Origin of the sequence: Nonomuraea polychroma (assembly GCF_004011505.1) — a bacterium.
GTDB lineage: Bacteria > Actinomycetota > Actinomycetes > Streptosporangiales > Streptosporangiaceae > Nonomuraea > Nonomuraea polychroma.
Genome location: NZ_SAUN01000001.1, coordinates 6,517,975 through 6,535,694, shown reverse-complemented (window position 1 = coordinate 6,535,694; position 17,720 = coordinate 6,517,975). Strand labels below are relative to the sequence as shown.

The window sequence follows — 17,720 nt, the reverse complement described above, 5'->3', positions numbered from 1 at the left end:
CTGCGCGACGTGGAGCGATTTTGACAGGATGCGTTGACCTTAGAGGCGACCGGGCCGCGGCGGGGGCTTCCGTCCGCACATGCCCATCGCCGATGATGTACTGCAGAATCCGGTCGCCCGGAGCTGCGCTACGCCGATACACGACTATGGAGATGTGCCGCGTGGGAGACCCTGGCACGCGACGGAGGTGCCGACCATGAGCGCCGAGACCTCCGTTCCCCGTCCCCGGGAGTCGGATGTGGACATCTCAGACTCCGCCCTCTTCCAGGGCCTGCTGTCGGAGGCCGAGTTCGCCTTCGCGTTCTTCGACGGCGACAGCCGCGTCCAGCGGGTCAACGACGTGTTCTGCGACGTCGTCGCCGTGCCTGCCGAGCGCATGCTCGGCCGGCAGCCCGTCGAGGTGCTCGCCCCCGATCTCAGCCAGATCGTCACCCATGCCGTGCAGGCGGTCATCGAGACCGACGCGCCGGTCACCGAGGGCCGCGTGCGCGTGCGCTCGGCGGAGGGCGACACCAGGCACTGGTCGCTGTCGTTCTCGCCGGTCCACGACGAGGCGGGCGACCTGCGGGCGATCGCGCTGGTCGGGCTGGACGTGACCGAGAGCCGCCAGACCGAGGAGGCGCTGCGCCGCAGCGAGGAGCGCTACCGCTCGCTGGTGGAGGCGCAGTCTCAGCTCGTCTGGATCACCTCGCCCACCGGCGCCGTCGTCGAGGACGCACCGCAGTGGCGCGCCATCACCGGCCAGGGCCTGGAGGAATACCTCGCCAACGGCTGGCTGGAGGTCGTGCACCCCGAGGAGCGCCAGCAGACCGAGGAGGCGTGGCGCGAGGCGCTGCGCGGCCGCACCATGTTCGAGTGGAACTACCGGGTGCGCACCCGGGCCAGCGGCTACCGCCACTTCGAGGTGCGGGCCGTGCCGATCATCAGGCACGGCAGGGTCGTCGAGTGGGTCGGTGCCAACACCGACGTCACCCCGCAGCGCGAGGCCGAGGAGATGCGCGGCAGGCTGACCGACCAGCTCGGCGCCGCGGCCCTGCGGACCGCCAGACTGCAGGGCGCCACCGCCATGCTCGCCGAGGCGCTGACCGTCGAGCAGGTGGTGCAGGTCATCATCGACGTGGGCCGCACCGCCCTGGCCGCCGACCGCTCCGCTGTGGCGCTGCTCGACACCGACCGCGCGGCGCTCAAGCTGATCAACGGTGAGGGCATCCCCGAGGCGTCCGGCGCCTTCGGTGAGGAGATCCCGCTGTCGAGCTCCAGCGTGATGACCATGGCGGTCAACAGCCGCAGGCCTGTGTTCGCCGAGTCGACCGACAGCCTCAAGGCGCAGCTGCTCGAGGCCGGCGGTGACGAGGAGGTCCTGGCCAACTATTTGGCCAACAGCGATGAGCGGGCTTGGGTCGGGCTGCCCCTGCTGGCCGCAGGGCGGGCGCTGGGAGCGCTCCGATTCTCCTTCACCCGGCCGGTGAAGATCTCCCAGGAGGACGGCGTCTTCCTGGAGGCGCTGGCCGGCCAGTGCGCTCTGGCGGTCGAGCGGGCCACGCTGTTCGAGCGTGAGCACCGCACCGCCGAGACGCTCCAGCGCAGCCTGCTGCCCGACCGCCTGCCGGTGGTCAAGGGCCTGGTGCTGGCCCAGCGTTTCCGCTCGGGCAGCCGCCACGTGCAGGTCGGCGGCGACTGGTACGACGCGTTCGTGCTGCAGGACGGGCGTGTCGCGGCCGTCGTGGGCGACGTCATGGGCAAGGGTGTCAAGGCCGCGGCGGGCATGGGCCGCATCCGCAACGCCATGCGGGCGCTGGCGCTGACCAACCCGCCGCCCGCGGCCGTGCTCACCGGGCTCGACCGCGTCTTCGAGGCCACCGAGGAGGAGGAGCAGGTCACGACCCTGGCCTACATGGTCGTGGAGCCTGTGACCGGCGAGGGCACGCTGGCCCTGGCCGGCCACCCGCCACCCGTGCTGGTCTCTCCGCAGGGCACGGCGATCCTGTGCGACGCCGAGCCGGGCACTCCGCTAGGCTGGCCGACCAGCCGAAGGCAGTTCCGGTTCGTGGTGCCGCCCGGTCACACCGCCGTGCTCTACTCCGACGGCCTCGTGGAGAACAGGAAGCGCGGTCTGGACGCCGGTTTGGCAGAGCTTTGCAGTGTTGTGACCGAAGCACCGCCTGAGGTCGTAAGTAGTCCGCACATGTTGCTGGACTTCCTGGTTGACCGGATGTTGTCTGGATATGAACAGGATGATGACGTTACTGCCCTAGCAATTCACGTCCCGCCAGCCACGAAGAGTGACTGAATGAAACAGTCATAACGGTTGCTTTCGGGTATCAGTGCCCCGCTTACGTACGCACTACTGTCTCGGTCGGCCTAGGGTGGAGGTCAACCGCCGGGAGGTGGCCGTATGGAGTGCGGGGTCGTGCCACAATGCTGTGCAGGTCCGTCGCGGTCCGCACGGCCTCACCGATCTCCGAGAGAGGGAGCAGCCCCCCAGCGGGCATCTGGGTCCATTGTCGCCACGCGTTCGTTCGAGAGGTGTTCGTGTCGCCTGCAAGTTCGACTCGCTCGAAGCCACAAGAGCTGAACGAGCCCGTCATTCAGCGACTGCTCGAGCGTGGGCGCTCGCAGGGTTTCCTCGAGTCTGAGGATGTCCGTCAGGCCTTCGAGGAGGCGGACATCCCCATGTCGCACGCCGCCGCATTCTTGCGGAACCTCAGCAAAGAGGGCGTGACCGTGGTGGTGACCGCCGCGGATTCGGCTGCGCCGAAGAAGTCTCGTGGTCCAGCAAAGCGCCGCACCGCCGCCCCCGTCAAGACCAAGACGGCGGCGGCCGCCAAAGAGCAGCAGCCCGAGACCGTGACCGCGGTCGTGGGCGCCGCTGAAGCCGAGTCGGCCGCCAAGAAGGCGGCCCCTGCGAAGAAGGCCGCTCCGGCGGCCAAGAAGGCCGCGGCACCCGCCGCCGCCAAGAAGGCCGAGCCGAAGAACGCTGGGCCTGCCGAGACCAAGCCGAAGGCGCCCGAGGCCGCCGACGCGGACAACGACGACGAGGACATCGAGCTCGACGGCGACGTGGAGCTGGAGGACCTCGAGGACATCGTGGTCGACGACGAGGAGATCGTCGCCGAGGAGTCCGACGCCGAGGGTGACTCCGACACCGACGACGAGACCGAGGAGGAGCCCAAGCCCTCCGAGATCGCGGCGACGGAGAAGACCGAGGACGAGGTCCTCATCCTGTCCGACGACGACGATGACGCCCCGGTCGCGCAGGTCGCCGCCGCCGGCGCCACCGCCGACCCGGTCAAGGACTACCTCAAGCAGATCGGCAAGGTCCCCCTGCTCAACGCCGAGCAGGAGGTCGAGCTGGCCAAGCGCATCGAGGCGGGGCTGTTCGCCGAGGAGCAGCTGGGCGGCACCGAGGCCGACGGCCTGCCGGTCGACGTCCGGGCCGAGCTGGAGTGGATCGCCGAGGACGGCCGCCGGGCCAAGAACCATCTGCTGGAGGCCAACCTCCGGCTCGTGGTCTCGCTGGCCAAGCGTTACACCGGCCGCGGCATGTTGTTCCTCGACCTGATCCAGGAAGGCAACCTGGGCCTGATCAGGGCCGTGGAGAAGTTCGACTACACCAAGGGTTACAAGTTCTCCACCTACGCCACGTGGTGGATCAGGCAGGCGATCACGCGTGCCATGGCCGACCAGGCGCGGACCATCCGCATCCCGGTCCACATGGTCGAAGTGATCAACAAGCTGGCCCGCGTCCAGCGGCAGATGCTGCAGGACCTGGGCCGCGAGCCCACGCCGGAAGAGCTGGCCCGCGAGCTGGACATGACGCCCGAGAAGGTCGTCGAGGTCCAGAAGTACGGCCGCGAGCCCATCTCGCTCCACACGCCGCTGGGCGAGGAGGGCGACAGCGAGTTCGGCGACCTCATCGAGGACTCCGAGGCCATCGTCCCGGCCGACGCCGTCAGCTTCACGCTGCTCCAGGAGCAGCTGCACTCCGTTCTCGACACCTTGTCGGAGCGGGAGGCGGGCGTCGTGTCGATGCGGTTCGGTCTCACCGACGGGCAGCCGAAGACGCTGGACGAGATCGGCAAGGTTTACGGGGTGACCCGTGAGCGCATCCGCCAGATCGAGTCCAAGACCATGTCCAAGCTGCGCCACCCGTCCCGGTCCCAGGTGCTCCGCGACTACCTGGACTGAGGTTTCACGCGGCGGAAGAGCCCTGTCCCGAGGAGACTCGGGGCGGGGCTTTTCTGCTGCCGGGGGTGAGATCGTCGCCTGCTGCGGTGGCGAGATCGCCATCCACGTGGGCGACGCGCCGTCCGTGACCGGGGGAGGTCCACGCCGGGGTCAGGACAGACGCACGTCCATGGTCCACTGGCGGGTGGGACGGGGTGGCGGCGTGAGGTCGACCGCGTATCCCAGGTCGGTGAGAAGCTTGGCCAGCTCCTCGGGGGTGTCCGGGGCGGTGTCCTGCTGGAGGAGGGCACGGGCGATCTCGCCTCGGGTGGCCTTGGCCATGTGGCTGACGACCTTGCCGTCCCTGAACACCCGTACCGTCACCGAACGCTCGCCCGGCTGCCAGGCGGCCGCGTACGTGGCCGAGCGGAGGTCCACGACCAGCCCCGGGACAGGGTCCAGCGCCTTGGCGATCTGGGGACGCCAGAACGCGGCCAGCCCGCCCACGGGCGGCAGGTTGACGCCCATCGAGAGGCGGTACGGCGGGATCCGGTCGGTGATCCGCACCACGCCCCACAGGCCGGAGAAGATCAGTACGGACTCCTCCGCCCGTTTCCTGGCGTCGGAATCCAAGGTGTTCAGGCTGAGGTTGTCGTAGAGCACGCCGGTGTAGAGCTCGGCGGCGGGGAGCGTGGGGGCCGTCGTCAGCGCCGTGTTCTTGGCCGTCTCGCCTGCCAGGCCGGGCGTGAGGCCGAGCACGTCGAGGGCGTCGCGGCGTTTGCAGGCCCGGATGAGGGCGGTCTGCACTCGTTTGCGGGGCTTGTCGAGCGACGGGAAGGACAACGCTCCGACGGGCGGACCGCTCCCCTCAGCGGCCTTCCCCTCCGACGGCGGCAACACAATCAGCACGCCGCTAACCCTATGGGGGCCGTCTCGATGCTCATTCGCCGCCGGGCGCTATTCTCCATCCTTTACGGCGGGGCCGCGTGGGCTCCATCCGCCCGACCGTGGCTCTGTGGTCCATCCTTTACGGCGGGGCCACGTAGGCTCCATCCGCCCGACCGTGGCTCTGTGGTCCATCCTTTACGCCGGGGCCGCGTGGGCTCCATCCGCCCGACCGTGGCTCTGTGATCCATCCTTTACGGCGGGGCCACGTAGGCTCCAACCGCCGACCGGGGCTGGGGTCTGTCCAGGGAGACGCTTCTGACTCGTTCACCGGCGGGCCGCCGTTACGGCGAGATGTGGGCCGTCCGCTTCGCCGAAACCTCGGCCACGGCCGGATCGGTGGAGTCCGCAACTGTCGCCGGTTGCCGGGATCCTTTGGCATTGGTCAGGCTGCCGGTCTCGTTGAACCCTTGGCCGGGCTGTCGGAGTCCTCCCCCTGCTCTTGGAGATGGTGTTGTCGGCTCGAGGCGGAGCCCTGTCGGTGGGGTGGGCTGGTTAGGCTGCGCGGGTGGATTTCGACATGCTTGTGCACCAGGCGTGGCCCGCCTATGAGCAGCGCGTTTATGACGGGTGGGTGTTGCGTTACGCGGGGGGCGTGACCAAGCGGGCCAACTCGGTGCTCGCGCTGGGACGGCCGGTTGATCTGGGCGGCGCCATCGAGACGGCCGAGCGGTTCTACCAGGAGCGCGGGCAGCGTTGCGTCTTCTCGGTGGGGCTGGGGGCCGCGCCTGGCCTTGACAAGGAGCTGGAGGCGAGGGGCTACGAGCTGGTCGACCCGACGCTCGTCATGGCCGGCTCACTCCGTCCCGAGGCGCTGGACGGGGTGGCGCCCGAGGTCAGGATCGAGCAGCGGCCGTGGCCCGGGTGGCTCGAGACGTGGTGGGCCGTGGACGGGCGGTTCGGGAGCGGGCTGGAAGATGCCGAGCGCATTTGCACGGGCGTACCGGCCTGGTATGGGGCGTACGAGGAGGACGGCGTGGCGCTCGCCGTCGGGCGGGCCGTCCCGCAGGGTGACACGCTCGGGATCTACTGCATGGCCACCCGGCCGGAGGCGCGCCGGCGTGGGCTGGCCCGTGCCGTGCTGCGGGCGCTGGCGCGACACGCGGGCACGGACTCCGCGTATCTGGTCACCACCGCGCCCAACCAGGCCGCGCAGGCGCTGTATCGCGGCGAGGGTTTCGAGATCGCGGGCCGGTATCACTACCGGGTGCGCTGACCGTCCGCGTCTTTACGCAGGACGGCGACCCCGGGCATGCCCGGGGTCGCCGTCCTGTTAGGCAATATGTGGTTATCTCAGCACGACAAGCGCGGGGTCAGCGCTCGTCGTTGTGGGTTATCGAAGGGGTCTTGCTGAGGCGAGCCGACTCGTCCAGGATGTCGGCGCCCTTTTCGCGCAGCGCCGCAATGTGCTGACGCCCGTGGTGGGCGCAGAACAGCAGCTCCCCGCCTACAGGCAGGGTCGCGCGAATGTAGGCCTGGGCGCCGCAGCGGTCGCAGCGGTCGAGGGCCGTCAGCGGCTTAACGGGGGCGAGAGCTCCAGTCACGTATCGCCTTTCGGGTCACCCCCGCCGAAGCGAGGATCTGGCGTCAGTCACTTGGAACAACATCTAACCGGACGTGGAGCTTCCCAACCTCCCCGTCTCTACGCCCAGAGCGGAATGTGTCCCAAAGTAATGACGATCAGCCGGTTGGTAACGGGAAACATGTCGCCGTGGCAAGCTTGTACGCGTGCGCCAGGGAAGAACGGTAAGCTGCGCACACGTGTTCGATGCTTAAGGATCAGGGGAGCTGGAGTGACGCTAGTGGAGGCGGGTTACACGGCTCGTCACCTGTCGGTGCTTGAGGGGCTCGAGGCCGTCCGCAAGCGCCCGGGCATGTACATCGGGTCCACCGACAGCCGCGGGCTCATGCACTGCCTCTGGGAGATCGTGGACAACGGCGTCGACGAGGCGCTGGCGGGGCACTGCGACCGGATCGAGGTCGAGCTCTACCCCGACGGCTCCATCGAGGTGCGCGACAACGGCCGCGGCATCCCGGTCGACATCGAGCCCAAGACCGGCCTGGCCGGTGTGGAGCTCGTCTACACCAAGCTGCACGCGGGCGGGAAGTTCGGCGGCGGCTCCTATGGCGCCTCCGGCGGCCTGCACGGTGTGGGCGCGTCCGTGGTCAACGCCCTGTCGGCGAGGCTCGACGTCGAGGTGGACAGGGACGGGCGCGTTCACGAGATCAGCTTCCGCCGCGGCGTCACCGGGATCTTCGACGGTGACGGGCCGACCGCGAAGTTCAAGAAGAAGTCCGGGCTGCGGGTCGGCGCCACGCTTCCGCGTAAGGTCACCGGCACCCGGGTGCGCTTCTGGGCCGACAAGCAGATCTTCCTGCCCGAGGCCGAGGTCTCGCTGGACGAGATCCACGTGCGTCTGCGGCAGACGGCGTTCCTGGTGCCCGGGCTGACCCTGGCCCTCTATGACAGCAGGCACGAGGAGCGGGTGGAGGAGGAGTTCCGCTTCGACGGCGGCATCTCCGAGTTCACCGAGTTCCTGGCCCGTGACGAGCCCGTCTGCGACGTGCTGCGGCTGCAGGGCGTGGGGCACTTCCACGAGACCGTGCCGGTCCTCGACGACCAGGGCCACATGACGCCCACCGAGGTGCAGCGCGAGCTGACCGTGGACGTGGCGGTCCGCTGGGGCAAGGGCTACGAGTCCACCGTGCGGTCGTTCGTCAACGTGATCGCCACCCCCAAGGGCGGCACCCACCTCACCGGGTTCGAGCGCGGCCTGGTGCGTACGATCAACGAGCTGCTGCGCGAGACGCGCCTGCTGAAGAACGGCGACGACCCCGTCACCAAGGACGACATCCAGGAGGGCCTGACCGGCGTGGTCACGGTCCGGGTGCCCGAGCCGCAGTTCGAGGGCCAGACCAAGGAGGTGCTGGGCACCTCCGCGGCCACCCGCATCGTCTCCCACGTCGTCTCGCGCGAGCTCAAGGAGATCTTCACCAACCCGCCGCGCGGCTACAAGCAGCCGCTGCGCGCCGTGCTGGAGAAGATCGTGGCCGCCGCCAAGGCCCGCATCGCCGCCCGCGAGCACCGTGACAACCAGCGGCGCAAGAGCGCCCTGGAGAGCTCCGCGCTGCCCGCCAAGCTGGTCGACTGCCGCAGCGAGGGCGTGGACCGCAGCGAGTTGTTCATCGTCGAGGGTGACTCGGCGCTGGGCACCGCCAAGCTGGCCCGCGACTCGGAGTTCCAGGCGCTGCTGCCGATCCGCGGCAAGATCCTCAACGTCCAGAAGGCGTCCGTGAGCGACATGCTCAAGAACGCCGAGTGCGCCGCCATCATCCAGGTCGTCGGCGCCGGCTCCGGGCGCTCGTTCGACATCGAGGCCGCCCGCTACGGCAAGGTCATCCTCATGGCCGACGCCGACGTGGACGGCGCCCACATCCGCACCCTGCTGCTGACGCTCTTCCACCGCTACATGCGGCCGATGCTGGAGGCCGGGCGGGTGTTCGCGGCCGTACCGCCGCTGCACCGCATCGAGCTCACCAACCCCGGCAAGGGCAAGGAGAAATACATCTACTGCTACTCCGACGGCGAGCTGCAGAGGGTGCTGCGGGACCTGGAGCGGCGCGGCAAGCGCTGGAAGGACCCCGTGCAGCGCTACAAGGGTCTGGGTGAGATGGACGCCGACCAACTGGCGGAGACCACCATGGACCCGCGGCACCGGATCCTGCGCCGGGTGCGCATCGAGGACGCCGAGGGCGCCGAGGGCATCTTCAGCCTCCTCATGGGGAGCGACGTGGCGCCGCGGCGGGAGTTCATCGTCAACAGCGCCGCCGAAGTCGACCGCGACCACATCGACGCCTGACGGCCCCCCGAGCCCCCACGGCCCACCAGGGCAGGCAGAGGCCATGGGGGCCGTCTGGACGTTTCTGAGGCCGTCCTGGGCCCCCTCAGAGGTGTCTCAGAACGCCGAAGGGGTGTCTCAGAACTCCGACGGAGTCAGGCGGCCCGTCCGGACGTCGTAGATCGCGCCGGCCACCGGCATGTCGGCAGGCAGAAACGGGCTGGTGCGGATACGGGTCAGATCGTGGCGCAGCGCCTCAAACTGGTCGGGCACCGTATGGAACTCCAGGCTGCGGGTGTCCACCCCGCGCCCACTGGTGAGAGCGTGCACGTCCGTGTCCGTCACCTTCGCCATGCCGCAGTCCGTGTGCGGCATGACCAGCACCCGCTCGACGCCCAGCAGGTAAACGGCCAGCACCAGCGTCCGCAGCACGTCATCGGTCACGCGCGCCCCGGCGTTGCGGAGAATCTTGGCGTCACCCGCCTGCAGCCCCAGCAGGCCGAGCGGGTCGATGCGCGAGTCCATGCAGGTCACGACGGCCAGCCCGCGCGCTGCCCGGCCGGTGAGATCAGAGCTTCCGAAGTTCTTCGCAAACTTAGCGTTGGCCGCATACAGGTCGTCGAACGCACTCATGCCCCAGATGATGGCAGCACCCTCAAAGATGGCCGCTGCCGGGGTGGCGACATGCTGGAGATGGCAAACCTCCCACGAAACGACGTCACCTTGCGTGATGATGTCGTAGCCGCTTGTACGTGATCGAAGAAGGTTTAGTCGTGACCAGGTCCGAATCGCTCGCCGCGTATCTCCGCGCCCAAGCCTGGCGCCGCCTCGACCGCGTGGAGTCCAACGACGACGGCCGCAACGCCAGGTGTGCGCTGGCCCTGCTCGACACCGCTGCCTACGCCGCCAGCCTGCCCGACGACGATCCGCTCATTTTGATGCTGGACAAGGCGGGCTGCTTCGGGCCGCTGGGATGTGAGGAGTTCGATCCCGGGGAGGCCGGCACCCGGCTGATCCGGCACTGGCAAGGTGGCGAGCCGCACGAGCTCCTGCTCGCGCTCCCGAACGCGATCACCGCCTCCGCCGGGTAAACCGGCCACGGCCGGCGGAAAATCAAAAGCTCTTTTGGGAACCCCCTCGGGCCGGCCGCCGCACTGCGTGCCTTCGGCCCGCTGGACTCACCGTAGATCCGGCATCGGAACTAGCCTGGCGGGCATGCCCGGTGGTCCCGGGCATGCCACGCGGCGGCACGAGGCGCGAGCGCAGCGCTCGAAGCCGTTCACTTGGGCTCGTTGCCCGGCTTCCACTTGATGCCGCAGCCGATCGACGGGTTCTGCTCGGAGGGCACATCGCCGCCCTCCAACAGGGCGTCGATGGCCGCCCGCAGCGACGAGCCGGTCACCGGCACCGAGTTGCCCGGGCGGGAACCGTCGAACTCTCCCCGGTAGACGAGCCTGAGCTGGGAGTCGTACAGGAAGAAATCGGGCGTGCAGGCCGCCTTGTACGCCTTGGCCACCTCCTGGGTGTCGTCCAGCAGGTACGGGAACGTGAAGCCGGCCCTGGCGGCCTGTTCGGCCAGGTGTGTGGGATCGTCGTCCGGGTAGTTCACGCTGTCGTTGCTGCAGATGGCGACGATCGACAGCCTGGCGCCGTAGTCTGCGGCCAGCGCGCCCAGGCCCTTCTCGATGTGCCGCACGTAGGGGCAGTGATTGGACAGGAAGACCACTAGCGTGGCGGGGGAGTCCTTGAGGTCTTCCAGTGAGACGCTGCCGCCGTCGATGGCGGTGAGATCGAAATCGGGCGCGGGAGCGCCGAGCGGAACCATGAACGAGTTGACAGCCATGGCATCCATTCTCGCAACCCCACGGTCCGAGAGGTGAATGATGAGGGGCATCGCGGAATTCCGGAGCATCGTACTCGACACACCCGACCCCCAAGGGCTCGCGGAGTTCTACTCCCGGCTGCTGGGCTGGCCGATCGCGTCGGTCGAGGAGGACTGGGTGGTGGTGACCGACGGCGGGCCGCCCCGGCGGCTGGCGTTCCAGCTCGCACCGGACTTCCGGCGGCCGACCTGGCCCGACCCCGAGCGGCCGCAGCAGCTCCACCTCGACCTCCACGTGGACGACATCGAGGAGGCGGAGAAGCGGGCGCTCGAGATCGGCGCCGTCAAACATGAGCACCAGCCCAGCGAGGACGACAGCTTCCGGGTGTTCCTCGATCCGGCCGGGCACACGTTCTGCCTCTGCCGCGACTGACCCGGCCGACCGGCCCACACCCTGCCGTGCTGGCCCGTGCCGCGCTCACCCCACCGCGCTCACCCCACCGCGCTGACCCCGCCCGGCGGCGGGGCCCAGCGGTCTGTGAAGCGCCAGCGGCCGCTTGGACCGGTGCGACGCGTCAGCGACCGCATCCCCCATGGAGGTGTAAGCGGCCGCTCGGGGCCCGTTCGAGGCGTCAGCCAGGTCGCCTGGGCCAGGAGGGTCAACGCCTGGCGCCCTCAGGACACGCGTGCCCGCGCCCCTGTCCGGAAGCCGGATCGGGGCGCGGGCGTGAGTCGTGTGCTCGAGGAAGCCCTGACCTGAAGTCGGCGAGACCTAGAGCGTCGTCTGCTCGTCGCCAGGCGGCAACTCGCCTGGAGCGCCGCCGCTGGAAGGCGGATCCACCTCGGGTCCGGAGCCGAGGGCGCCGCCGATCGCGCCGATGGTGTGCGTCAGGCGGACGCCCGAGCCGTCCCGCCGCCCGAGCTCCTCCGGCAGCGGCACCGGCTTGCCCACCGCGGACACCGCCTTGGCCGGCGCGGGTCCCGCCCACGCCAGCAGCAACTCGTCCTCGCCCTTCAGGAACCGCTGCGCCCGCACCCCACCGGTGGCCCGGCCCTTGGCCGGGAACTCGGCGTAGTCGGACACCTTGCCGCCGCCCACCTGTGTCCCCGGCAGCGCGGTGGACGACCCGGCGACCGTGACGACCTGCGCGGGCCGGTCGGGATCGACGACGCCGAACCAGATCACCCTCGCCCCGTCCTCCAGCCGGATCCCCGCCATGCCGCCCGCCGGGCGCCCCTGCGGGCGTACCAGCGAGGCCGGGTAGCGCAGCAGCTGGGCGTTGGAGGCGATGAACACCAGATCGTGGGACTCCGACACCAGCTCGACCGCGCCCACCACGGTGTCGCCGTCCTTCAAGGTGATCACTTCGAAGTCGTCGCGGTTGGCCGGGTAGTCGGGCACCACCCGCTTGACCACGCCCTGTGCCGTGCCCAGCGCCAGCCCCGGCCCGTCGGGATCCAGCGACCCCAGACCGATGACCTTCTCGTCCGGCTCCAGCGAGACGTATTCGGAGACCGGGTGACCGCCCGACAACGACGGCGGATTGGCCACGGACGGGAGCGTCGGCAGGTCCACGACCTGGACCCGGATCAGCCGGCCCAGCGACGTCACCACGCCGACCTCGCCCCGCACCGACGTGCGCACCACCGAGATCAGCACGTCATGCGCCGAACGTTCGCCCTCGCCAGGCAGCGGCGCGGCGTCGGAGGTGCGGGCCAGCAGGCCGGTCGACGACAGCAGCGCCAGGCACGGGTCGTCGGCCACCTGGAGCGAGGCGACGGGAGTGCGGGCCACGCCGGGCGACTCCAGCAGGACCGTGCGGCGCGGCGTGCCGTACTTCTTGGCCACCTCGGCCAGCTCGCCGGAGACGACCTGGCGCAGCTTGGTCTCCGAGGACAGGATCTCGGTCAGCTTGGCGATCTCGTCGCTCAGCGTCTCCTTCTCCCGGTCCAGCTCCAGCTTGTCGTAGCGGGTCAGGCGGCGCAGCGGCGTGTCGAGGATGTAGGCGGCCTGGATCTCGGTCAGGTCGAACACGTCCATGAGCCGCGTCCGCGCCTGCGCCGAGTCGTCGGAGGAGCGGATGACCTGGATGACCTCGTCGATGTTGAGCAGCGCGGTGATCAGGCCGTCGACCAGGTGCAGGCGTTCCTCGCGCTTGCGGCGCCGGTATTCGGACCTGCGGCGCACGACCTCGATCCGGTGGTCGACGTAGACCTGGAGCAGCTCGCGCAGGCCGAGCGTACGCGGCTCGCCGTCCACCAGGGCGACGTTGTTGATGCCGAACGTCTCCTCCATCGGCGTCAGCCGGTAGAGCTCCTCGAGGACCGCCTCGGGGATGAAGCCGTTCTTGATCTCGATGACCAGCCGCAGGCCCTTGTGCCGGTCGGTGAGGTCCTTCAGGTCGGCGATGCCCTGGAGCTTCTTGGAGGTCACCAGCTCCTTGATCTTGGTGACCACGCGCTCGGGGCCGACGTTGTAGGGCAGCTCGGTGACGATGATGCCCTTGCGGCGCGGGGTGATCTGCTCGACGACGCACTTGGCCCGCATCCGGAACGTGCCACGCCCGGTCTCGTACGCGTCCCGCACCCCCTGCAGCCCGATGATCGAGCCGCCGGTCGGCAGGTCGGGACCCGGCACGAACCTCATCAGCTCGTCCAGCGTCGCGTCCGGCTTCTTGATCAGATGACGGGCGGCCGCCACGACCTCGGTGAGATTGTGCGGCGCCATGTTGGTCGCCATGCCGACCGCGATGCCGCTCGTGCCGTTGACCAGCAGGTTGGGGAACGCCGACGGCATGACGACGGGCTCGGTCTCCTGCCCGTCGTAGTTGGGCTTGAAGCCGACGGTCTCCTCGTCGAGCGACTCCACCATGAGCATGGCCGCCGGCGCCAGCCTGGCCTCGGTGTATCGCATGGCGGCGGGCAGGTCGTCGGGCGAGCCGAAGTTGCCGTGGCCGTCCACCAGCGGCAGCCGCATGGAGAACGGCTGTGCCAGCCGCACCAGCGCGTCGTAAATGGCGGAGTCGCCGTGCGGGTGGAGCTTGCCCATCACGTCGCCGACGACCCGCGAGGACTTGACGTGTCCCCGATCGGGGCGCAGGCCCATCTCGCTCATCGAGTAGAGGATGCGACGCTGCACGGGCTTGAGGCCGTCACGCGCGTCGGGCAGGGCCCGCTGGTAGATCACCGAGTACGCGTACTCGAGAAAGCTCGTGCGCATTTCGGAGGAGACGTCGATGTCGACGATCCGCTCCTCGAAGTCCTCAGGCGGGGGTGCAGTCGTACGTCGGGCCATCTTGTGCTGCGCGGCTGCCTCGGCCGTCGCGCCGAGGGGAAGCGCATCCTCCTTCTGTCCTTGTGCTGTAACCGTATCCGTCGGCTCGCCGAAGAAGCGTCAGATAGGCGTGCGAGGCGATGACGGCCAGGCGACCGGGTGGGTTCCGGCATGTTCGCCCCTGGAGATGATGGCACGAGCCGGATACCCCTGGGGCAAATCCTACGCGACCTTCTCCGGTTTCGTAGATGTGTTCGATCGGCGCGCCTTCAACCTACAGAATGCTTGACCAAGCAATTGCTTGGGTCGTACGTTCGGAGCGTGGGTTCCGACCTGTCTCCGGAGGCGTCATGATCGAGTTTCATCCTGTGACCAAGCACATCGGCGCCGAGGTCACCGGGGTCGATCTGCGCAAGCCGCTGTCGCAGGAAGAGGTTGCGACGTTGCGGGAGGGCTGGCTCAAGCACCTCGTGCTGTTCTTCCGCGACCAGCACATCGACGACGAGCAGCACCTGCAGTTCGCCCTGAACTTCGGCACGCTCAACCACCCGGCCTTCAAGAAGGACGCCGCCAGCCCCATCCACGTGCTCGACCAGACCTCCCCCAAGAGCGAGGGCGCCGACGAGTGGCACAGCGACAACACCTTCGAGCCCACACCGCCCATGGGCTCCCTGCTGCGTTGCGTCCAGCTGCCCAGCGTGGGCGGCGACACGTGCTGGGCCAACACCTACCTGGCGTACGAGACCCTGTCCCCGCCGCTGCAACGGCTGTGCGACGAGCTGACGGCCGTGCACGACATCACGATGTCGATGAAGAAGGCGATCGCGAAGGGGCACCCGTTCGACCTGGCCGAGATCCAGGCCAAATGGCCGCCCATCGAGCGGCCGGTGGTGCGCGTGCACGCGGAGACGGGCAGGAAGGCCCTCTTCGTGAACCGGTCCTCGACGACCCGCCTGGTCGGGCTGTCGGACCGGGAGAACGAGGCGCTGCTGCCGCTGCTGATCGACCACATCCGCTCCCCTGAGTACCAGTGCCGGCTCAAATGGGCGCCCGGCACACTGGCCTTCTGGGACAACCGTCCCACCCAGCACTACGCGGTCGCGGACTACACCGAACGCCGCCGCATGCACAGGGTCACCATCAACGCCTTCCCTGAGCACGCCGACCCGTCCTGAGACCCGGGACACGCGCGGCTCGTTTCTCGTTGCCGGCTTTCCCGCCGCGATCAGCGCGCCTCCTTTCCACCCCCATCCTGTACGGCTTCGCCGGCTGGGCCGCCACTCGCCGCACTCCGGCTGAGGGCCCTCCAGGAACACGGCCTCTGAGCCCTTCAGTGGCGGGCCGCCGTTACGGCGCGCACAGTGGGCCGGCCGCGTGGTGAATCGTGAGCCGGCCGGCCCCATTTGGGGGAAGCCTGCAACGAGAAGCGAGGCACCTACCAGGGCCGGTAGGCCGGCAAGGGAAACCGGCCGCACCCATCGGGTGGGAAGACGGCAACGGTAGCTAGCCGCACCAGGGGCGGAAAGCTGGTAACAAGGAGAGCATGATTGACGCGCCCGACGCGGCCATGCTCAGAGAAGAGGCCGAGGAACGCCTTCAGGCGCTCGCCGGACAGCACGCGCGACTGCGCGACGACCAGTGGGCCGCCATCGAGGCGCTCGTCCTGGATCGGCGCAGGGTCCTCGTCGTCCAGCGCACCGGCTGGGGCAAGTCGGCCGTCTACTTCGTGGCCACCGCGCTCCTGCGGGAGCTGGGTGAGGGCCCCACGGTCATCGTCTCGCCGCTGCTGGCGCTGATGCGCAACCAGATCGCCGCCGCCGAGCGGGCCGGCATCAGGGCCGTGACGATCAACTCCGCCAACCCCGAGGCGTGGGAGGAGATCTACGGCCAGGTCGCCGAGGGCATGGTCGATGTGCTGCTGGTCAGCCCAGAGCGGCTCAACAACCCCGATTTCCGCGACAACGTGCTTCCCGAGCTGGCGGAGAGCGCCGGGCTCGTGGTGGTCGACGAGGCGCACTGCATCTCCGACTGGGGCCACGACTTCAGGCCCGACTACCGCAGGCTGGCGCGGCTGTTCGAGGACCTGCCGCCCGGCATCCCCGTCCTGGCGACCACCGCCACCGCCAACGCCCGTGTCACCCGCGACGTGGCCGAGCAGATGCGCCTTCCCGCGGAGCTGCGCCCCGACGGGGACGACACGCTCGTGCTGCGCGGGCCGCTGGAGCGGGAGAGCCTGCATCTGTCCGTCGTACGCCTTCCCACGGCCGAGCAGCGACTGGCGTGGCTGGCCCAGACGTTGCGCGAGCTGCCCGGCTCCGGCATCGTCTACACGCTGACCGTGGCCGCCGCCCACGAGATCGCCGGCTATCTGCGTGAGCAGGGGCACGAGGTGGCCGCCTATTCCGGGCAGACCGATCCGGCCGAGCGGCTGGCGGCCGAGGAGGCGCTGCTCAGCAACAAGATCAAGGCGTTGGTGGCGACGAGCGCGCTCGGGATGGGCTTCGACAAGCCGGACCTGGGATTCGTGGTGCACGTGGGCGCGCCGCAGTCGCCGGTCGCCTACTACCAGCAGGTGGGCCGGGCCGGCCGCGGGGTGGAGCGGGCGGAGGTGATCCTGCTGCCCGGCGTCGAGGACCGCGACATCTGGGCCTATTTCGCCTCGCTGGCCTTTCCGCCCGAGCCGGTGGTCCGCGCCACCCTCCAGACCCTCGAAGAACGCGGCGTCATGTCGACCCCGGCACTCGAGACCGCCGTCGACCTGAGCCGCAGCCGCCTGGAGATGATGCTCAAGGTCCTCGACGTGGACGGCGCCGTCCGGCGGGTCAAGGGCGGCTGGGAGGCCACCGGGGAGCCGTGGGCGTACGACACCGAGCGTTACAGCCGCATCGCCGCCGAGCGCAGGGCCGAGCAGGAGGCCATGCTCGGCTACCTGACCACGACCGAGTGCCGGGAGCATTACCTGCGCAGGCACCTCGACGACGAGGCCGCCCGGCCGTGCGGGCGCTGCGACAACTGCACCGGCAGGCACCGCTCCCCGGAGATCGCCGCGCAGGCCGTCGAGCAGGCCCGCGAGCGCCTGAGCAGGCCCGGCGTCGAGATCGAGGCCCGCAGGCAGTGGCCGACCGGCCTTGCCGACCTGTCCGGGCGGATCAAGCCCGAGCTGGGGGCGGAGCCCGGCCGGGCGCTCGGACGGCTGACCGACATCGGGTGGGGCAACCGGCTGCGTGAGCTGTTCAACGGTGAGGACGCGCCGATGGCCGACGACATGTTCGCGGCCGTGGTGAAGGTGCTGTCCGCGTGGGAGTGGCGGGAGCGTCCCGTGGCCGTGGTCAATCTTCCGTCCGCGACGCGGCCGAAGCTCGTGCGCTCGTTCGCCGAGCGGCTGGCACAGGTGGGGCGGCTGGCCTATCTCGGGGAGCTGGGCTATCGGGCGGGAGCGCCTGGGCAGCAGTTCAACAGCGCCAAGCGGGTGCAGGCGGTCAGGGCCACCCTTGCCATGCCCAAGGACCTCAGTGCCCAGATCGCCCAGTGCGGCGGGCCCGTCCTGCTCATCGACGACCGCGTCGACACCGGATGGACGATGACGCTGGCGGCGGCACTCGTACGGCACGCGGGCGCCCCGGCGGTGCTCCCGCTGGCCCTGGCCACCACGTCCTGACCGCTGCTCGGAGGC

13 protein-coding genes are annotated in these 17,720 nt (G+C 69.5%); 8 read left to right on the top strand and 5 right to left on the bottom strand.

Going from position 1 to position 17,720, the window contains the following annotated elements; translation table 11 throughout:
- The first annotated feature begins 196 nt into the window (after nt 1–196).
- Together EDD27_RS29800 and EDD27_RS29795 are read left to right on the top strand one after the other, a co-directional pair.
- The gene (locus EDD27_RS29800; RefSeq protein WP_127935326.1) at nt 197–2,290 is read left to right on the top strand and encodes a SpoIIE family protein phosphatase; all 2,094 of its coding nucleotides are present in this window, start codon (nt 197–199) and stop codon (nt 2,288–2,290) included.
- Nucleotides 2,291–2,532: 242 nt separating this feature from the next.
- Nucleotides 2,533–4,188, top strand: coding sequence for an RNA polymerase sigma factor (locus tag EDD27_RS29795; protein ID WP_206641715.1), 1,656 nt, complete (start codon nt 2,533–2,535; stop codon nt 4,186–4,188).
- 150 nt (nt 4,189–4,338) lie between these two features.
- On the opposite strand, the gene EDD27_RS29790 is transcribed toward EDD27_RS29795, so the two are convergent.
- Nucleotides 4,339–5,076: a YaaA family protein gene (locus EDD27_RS29790; RefSeq protein WP_164903841.1), complete on the bottom strand. Its 738-nt coding sequence runs from the start codon at nt 5,074–5,076 to the stop codon at nt 4,339–4,341.
- A 544-nt stretch (nt 5,077–5,620) separates the two neighbouring features.
- Between EDD27_RS29790 and EDD27_RS29785 the strand changes: the two genes are divergently transcribed.
- Nucleotides 5,621–6,328, top strand: a complete 708-nt coding sequence (locus EDD27_RS29785) for a GNAT family N-acetyltransferase (protein ID WP_241564329.1) — start codon at nt 5,621–5,623, stop codon at nt 6,326–6,328.
- Between the two features lie 97 nt (nt 6,329–6,425).
- On the opposite strand, the gene EDD27_RS29780 is transcribed toward EDD27_RS29785, so the two are convergent.
- Nucleotides 6,426–6,656, bottom strand: a complete 231-nt coding sequence (locus tag EDD27_RS29780) for a DUF7455 domain-containing protein (protein ID WP_127935324.1) — start codon at nt 6,654–6,656, stop codon at nt 6,426–6,428.
- A 249-nt stretch (nt 6,657–6,905) separates the two neighbouring features.
- Between EDD27_RS29780 and EDD27_RS29775 the strand changes: the two genes are divergently transcribed.
- Nucleotides 6,906–8,972, top strand: a complete 2,067-nt coding sequence (locus EDD27_RS29775) for a DNA gyrase/topoisomerase IV subunit B (protein WP_206641714.1) — start codon at nt 6,906–6,908, stop codon at nt 8,970–8,972.
- A 117-nt stretch (nt 8,973–9,089) separates the two neighbouring features.
- Here EDD27_RS29775 and EDD27_RS29770 read toward each other — a convergent pair whose 3' ends face one another.
- Nucleotides 9,090–9,584 (bottom strand): beta-class carbonic anhydrase, encoded by a 495-nt coding sequence (locus tag EDD27_RS29770; protein WP_127935323.1) that lies wholly within the window; start codon nt 9,582–9,584, stop codon nt 9,090–9,092.
- A gap of 140 nt (nt 9,585–9,724) precedes the next feature.
- On the opposite strand from EDD27_RS29770, the gene EDD27_RS29765 reads away from it, so the two are divergent.
- Nucleotides 9,725–10,042, top strand: a complete 318-nt coding sequence (locus tag EDD27_RS29765) for a hypothetical protein (protein ID WP_127935322.1) — start codon at nt 9,725–9,727, stop codon at nt 10,040–10,042.
- 188 nt (nt 10,043–10,230) lie between these two features.
- On the opposite strand, the gene EDD27_RS29760 is transcribed toward EDD27_RS29765, so the two are convergent.
- Nucleotides 10,231–10,794 carry a thioredoxin family protein gene (locus tag EDD27_RS29760; protein WP_127935321.1) on the bottom strand — a complete coding sequence of 188 codons (564 nt, stop codon included), beginning with the start codon at nt 10,792–10,794 and terminating at the stop codon, nt 10,231–10,233.
- A 37-nt stretch (nt 10,795–10,831) separates the two neighbouring features.
- Between EDD27_RS29760 and EDD27_RS29755 the strand changes: the two genes are divergently transcribed.
- Nucleotides 10,832–11,206 (top strand): VOC family protein, encoded by a 375-nt coding sequence (locus EDD27_RS29755; protein WP_421915996.1) that lies wholly within the window; start codon nt 10,832–10,834, stop codon nt 11,204–11,206.
- Nucleotides 11,207–11,545: 339 nt separating this feature from the next.
- On the opposite strand, the gene EDD27_RS29750 is transcribed toward EDD27_RS29755, so the two are convergent.
- A complete protein-coding gene (locus tag EDD27_RS29750; RefSeq protein WP_241564328.1) occupies nt 11,546–14,068 on the bottom strand; it encodes a DNA gyrase/topoisomerase IV subunit A in 2,523 nt (840 codons plus the stop codon).
- Nucleotides 14,069–14,397: 329 nt separating this feature from the next.
- Between EDD27_RS29750 and EDD27_RS29745 the strand changes: the two genes are divergently transcribed.
- Nucleotides 14,398–15,222, top strand: coding sequence for a TauD/TfdA dioxygenase family protein (locus tag EDD27_RS29745; RefSeq protein ID WP_127935319.1), 825 nt, complete (start codon nt 14,398–14,400; stop codon nt 15,220–15,222).
- A gap of 368 nt (nt 15,223–15,590) precedes the next feature.
- Entirely contained in the window at nt 15,591–17,705 is a 2,115-nt protein-coding gene (locus EDD27_RS29740; protein ID WP_164903840.1) for a RecQ family ATP-dependent DNA helicase, read from the top strand.
- Nucleotides 17,706–17,720 lie beyond the last annotated feature (15 nt).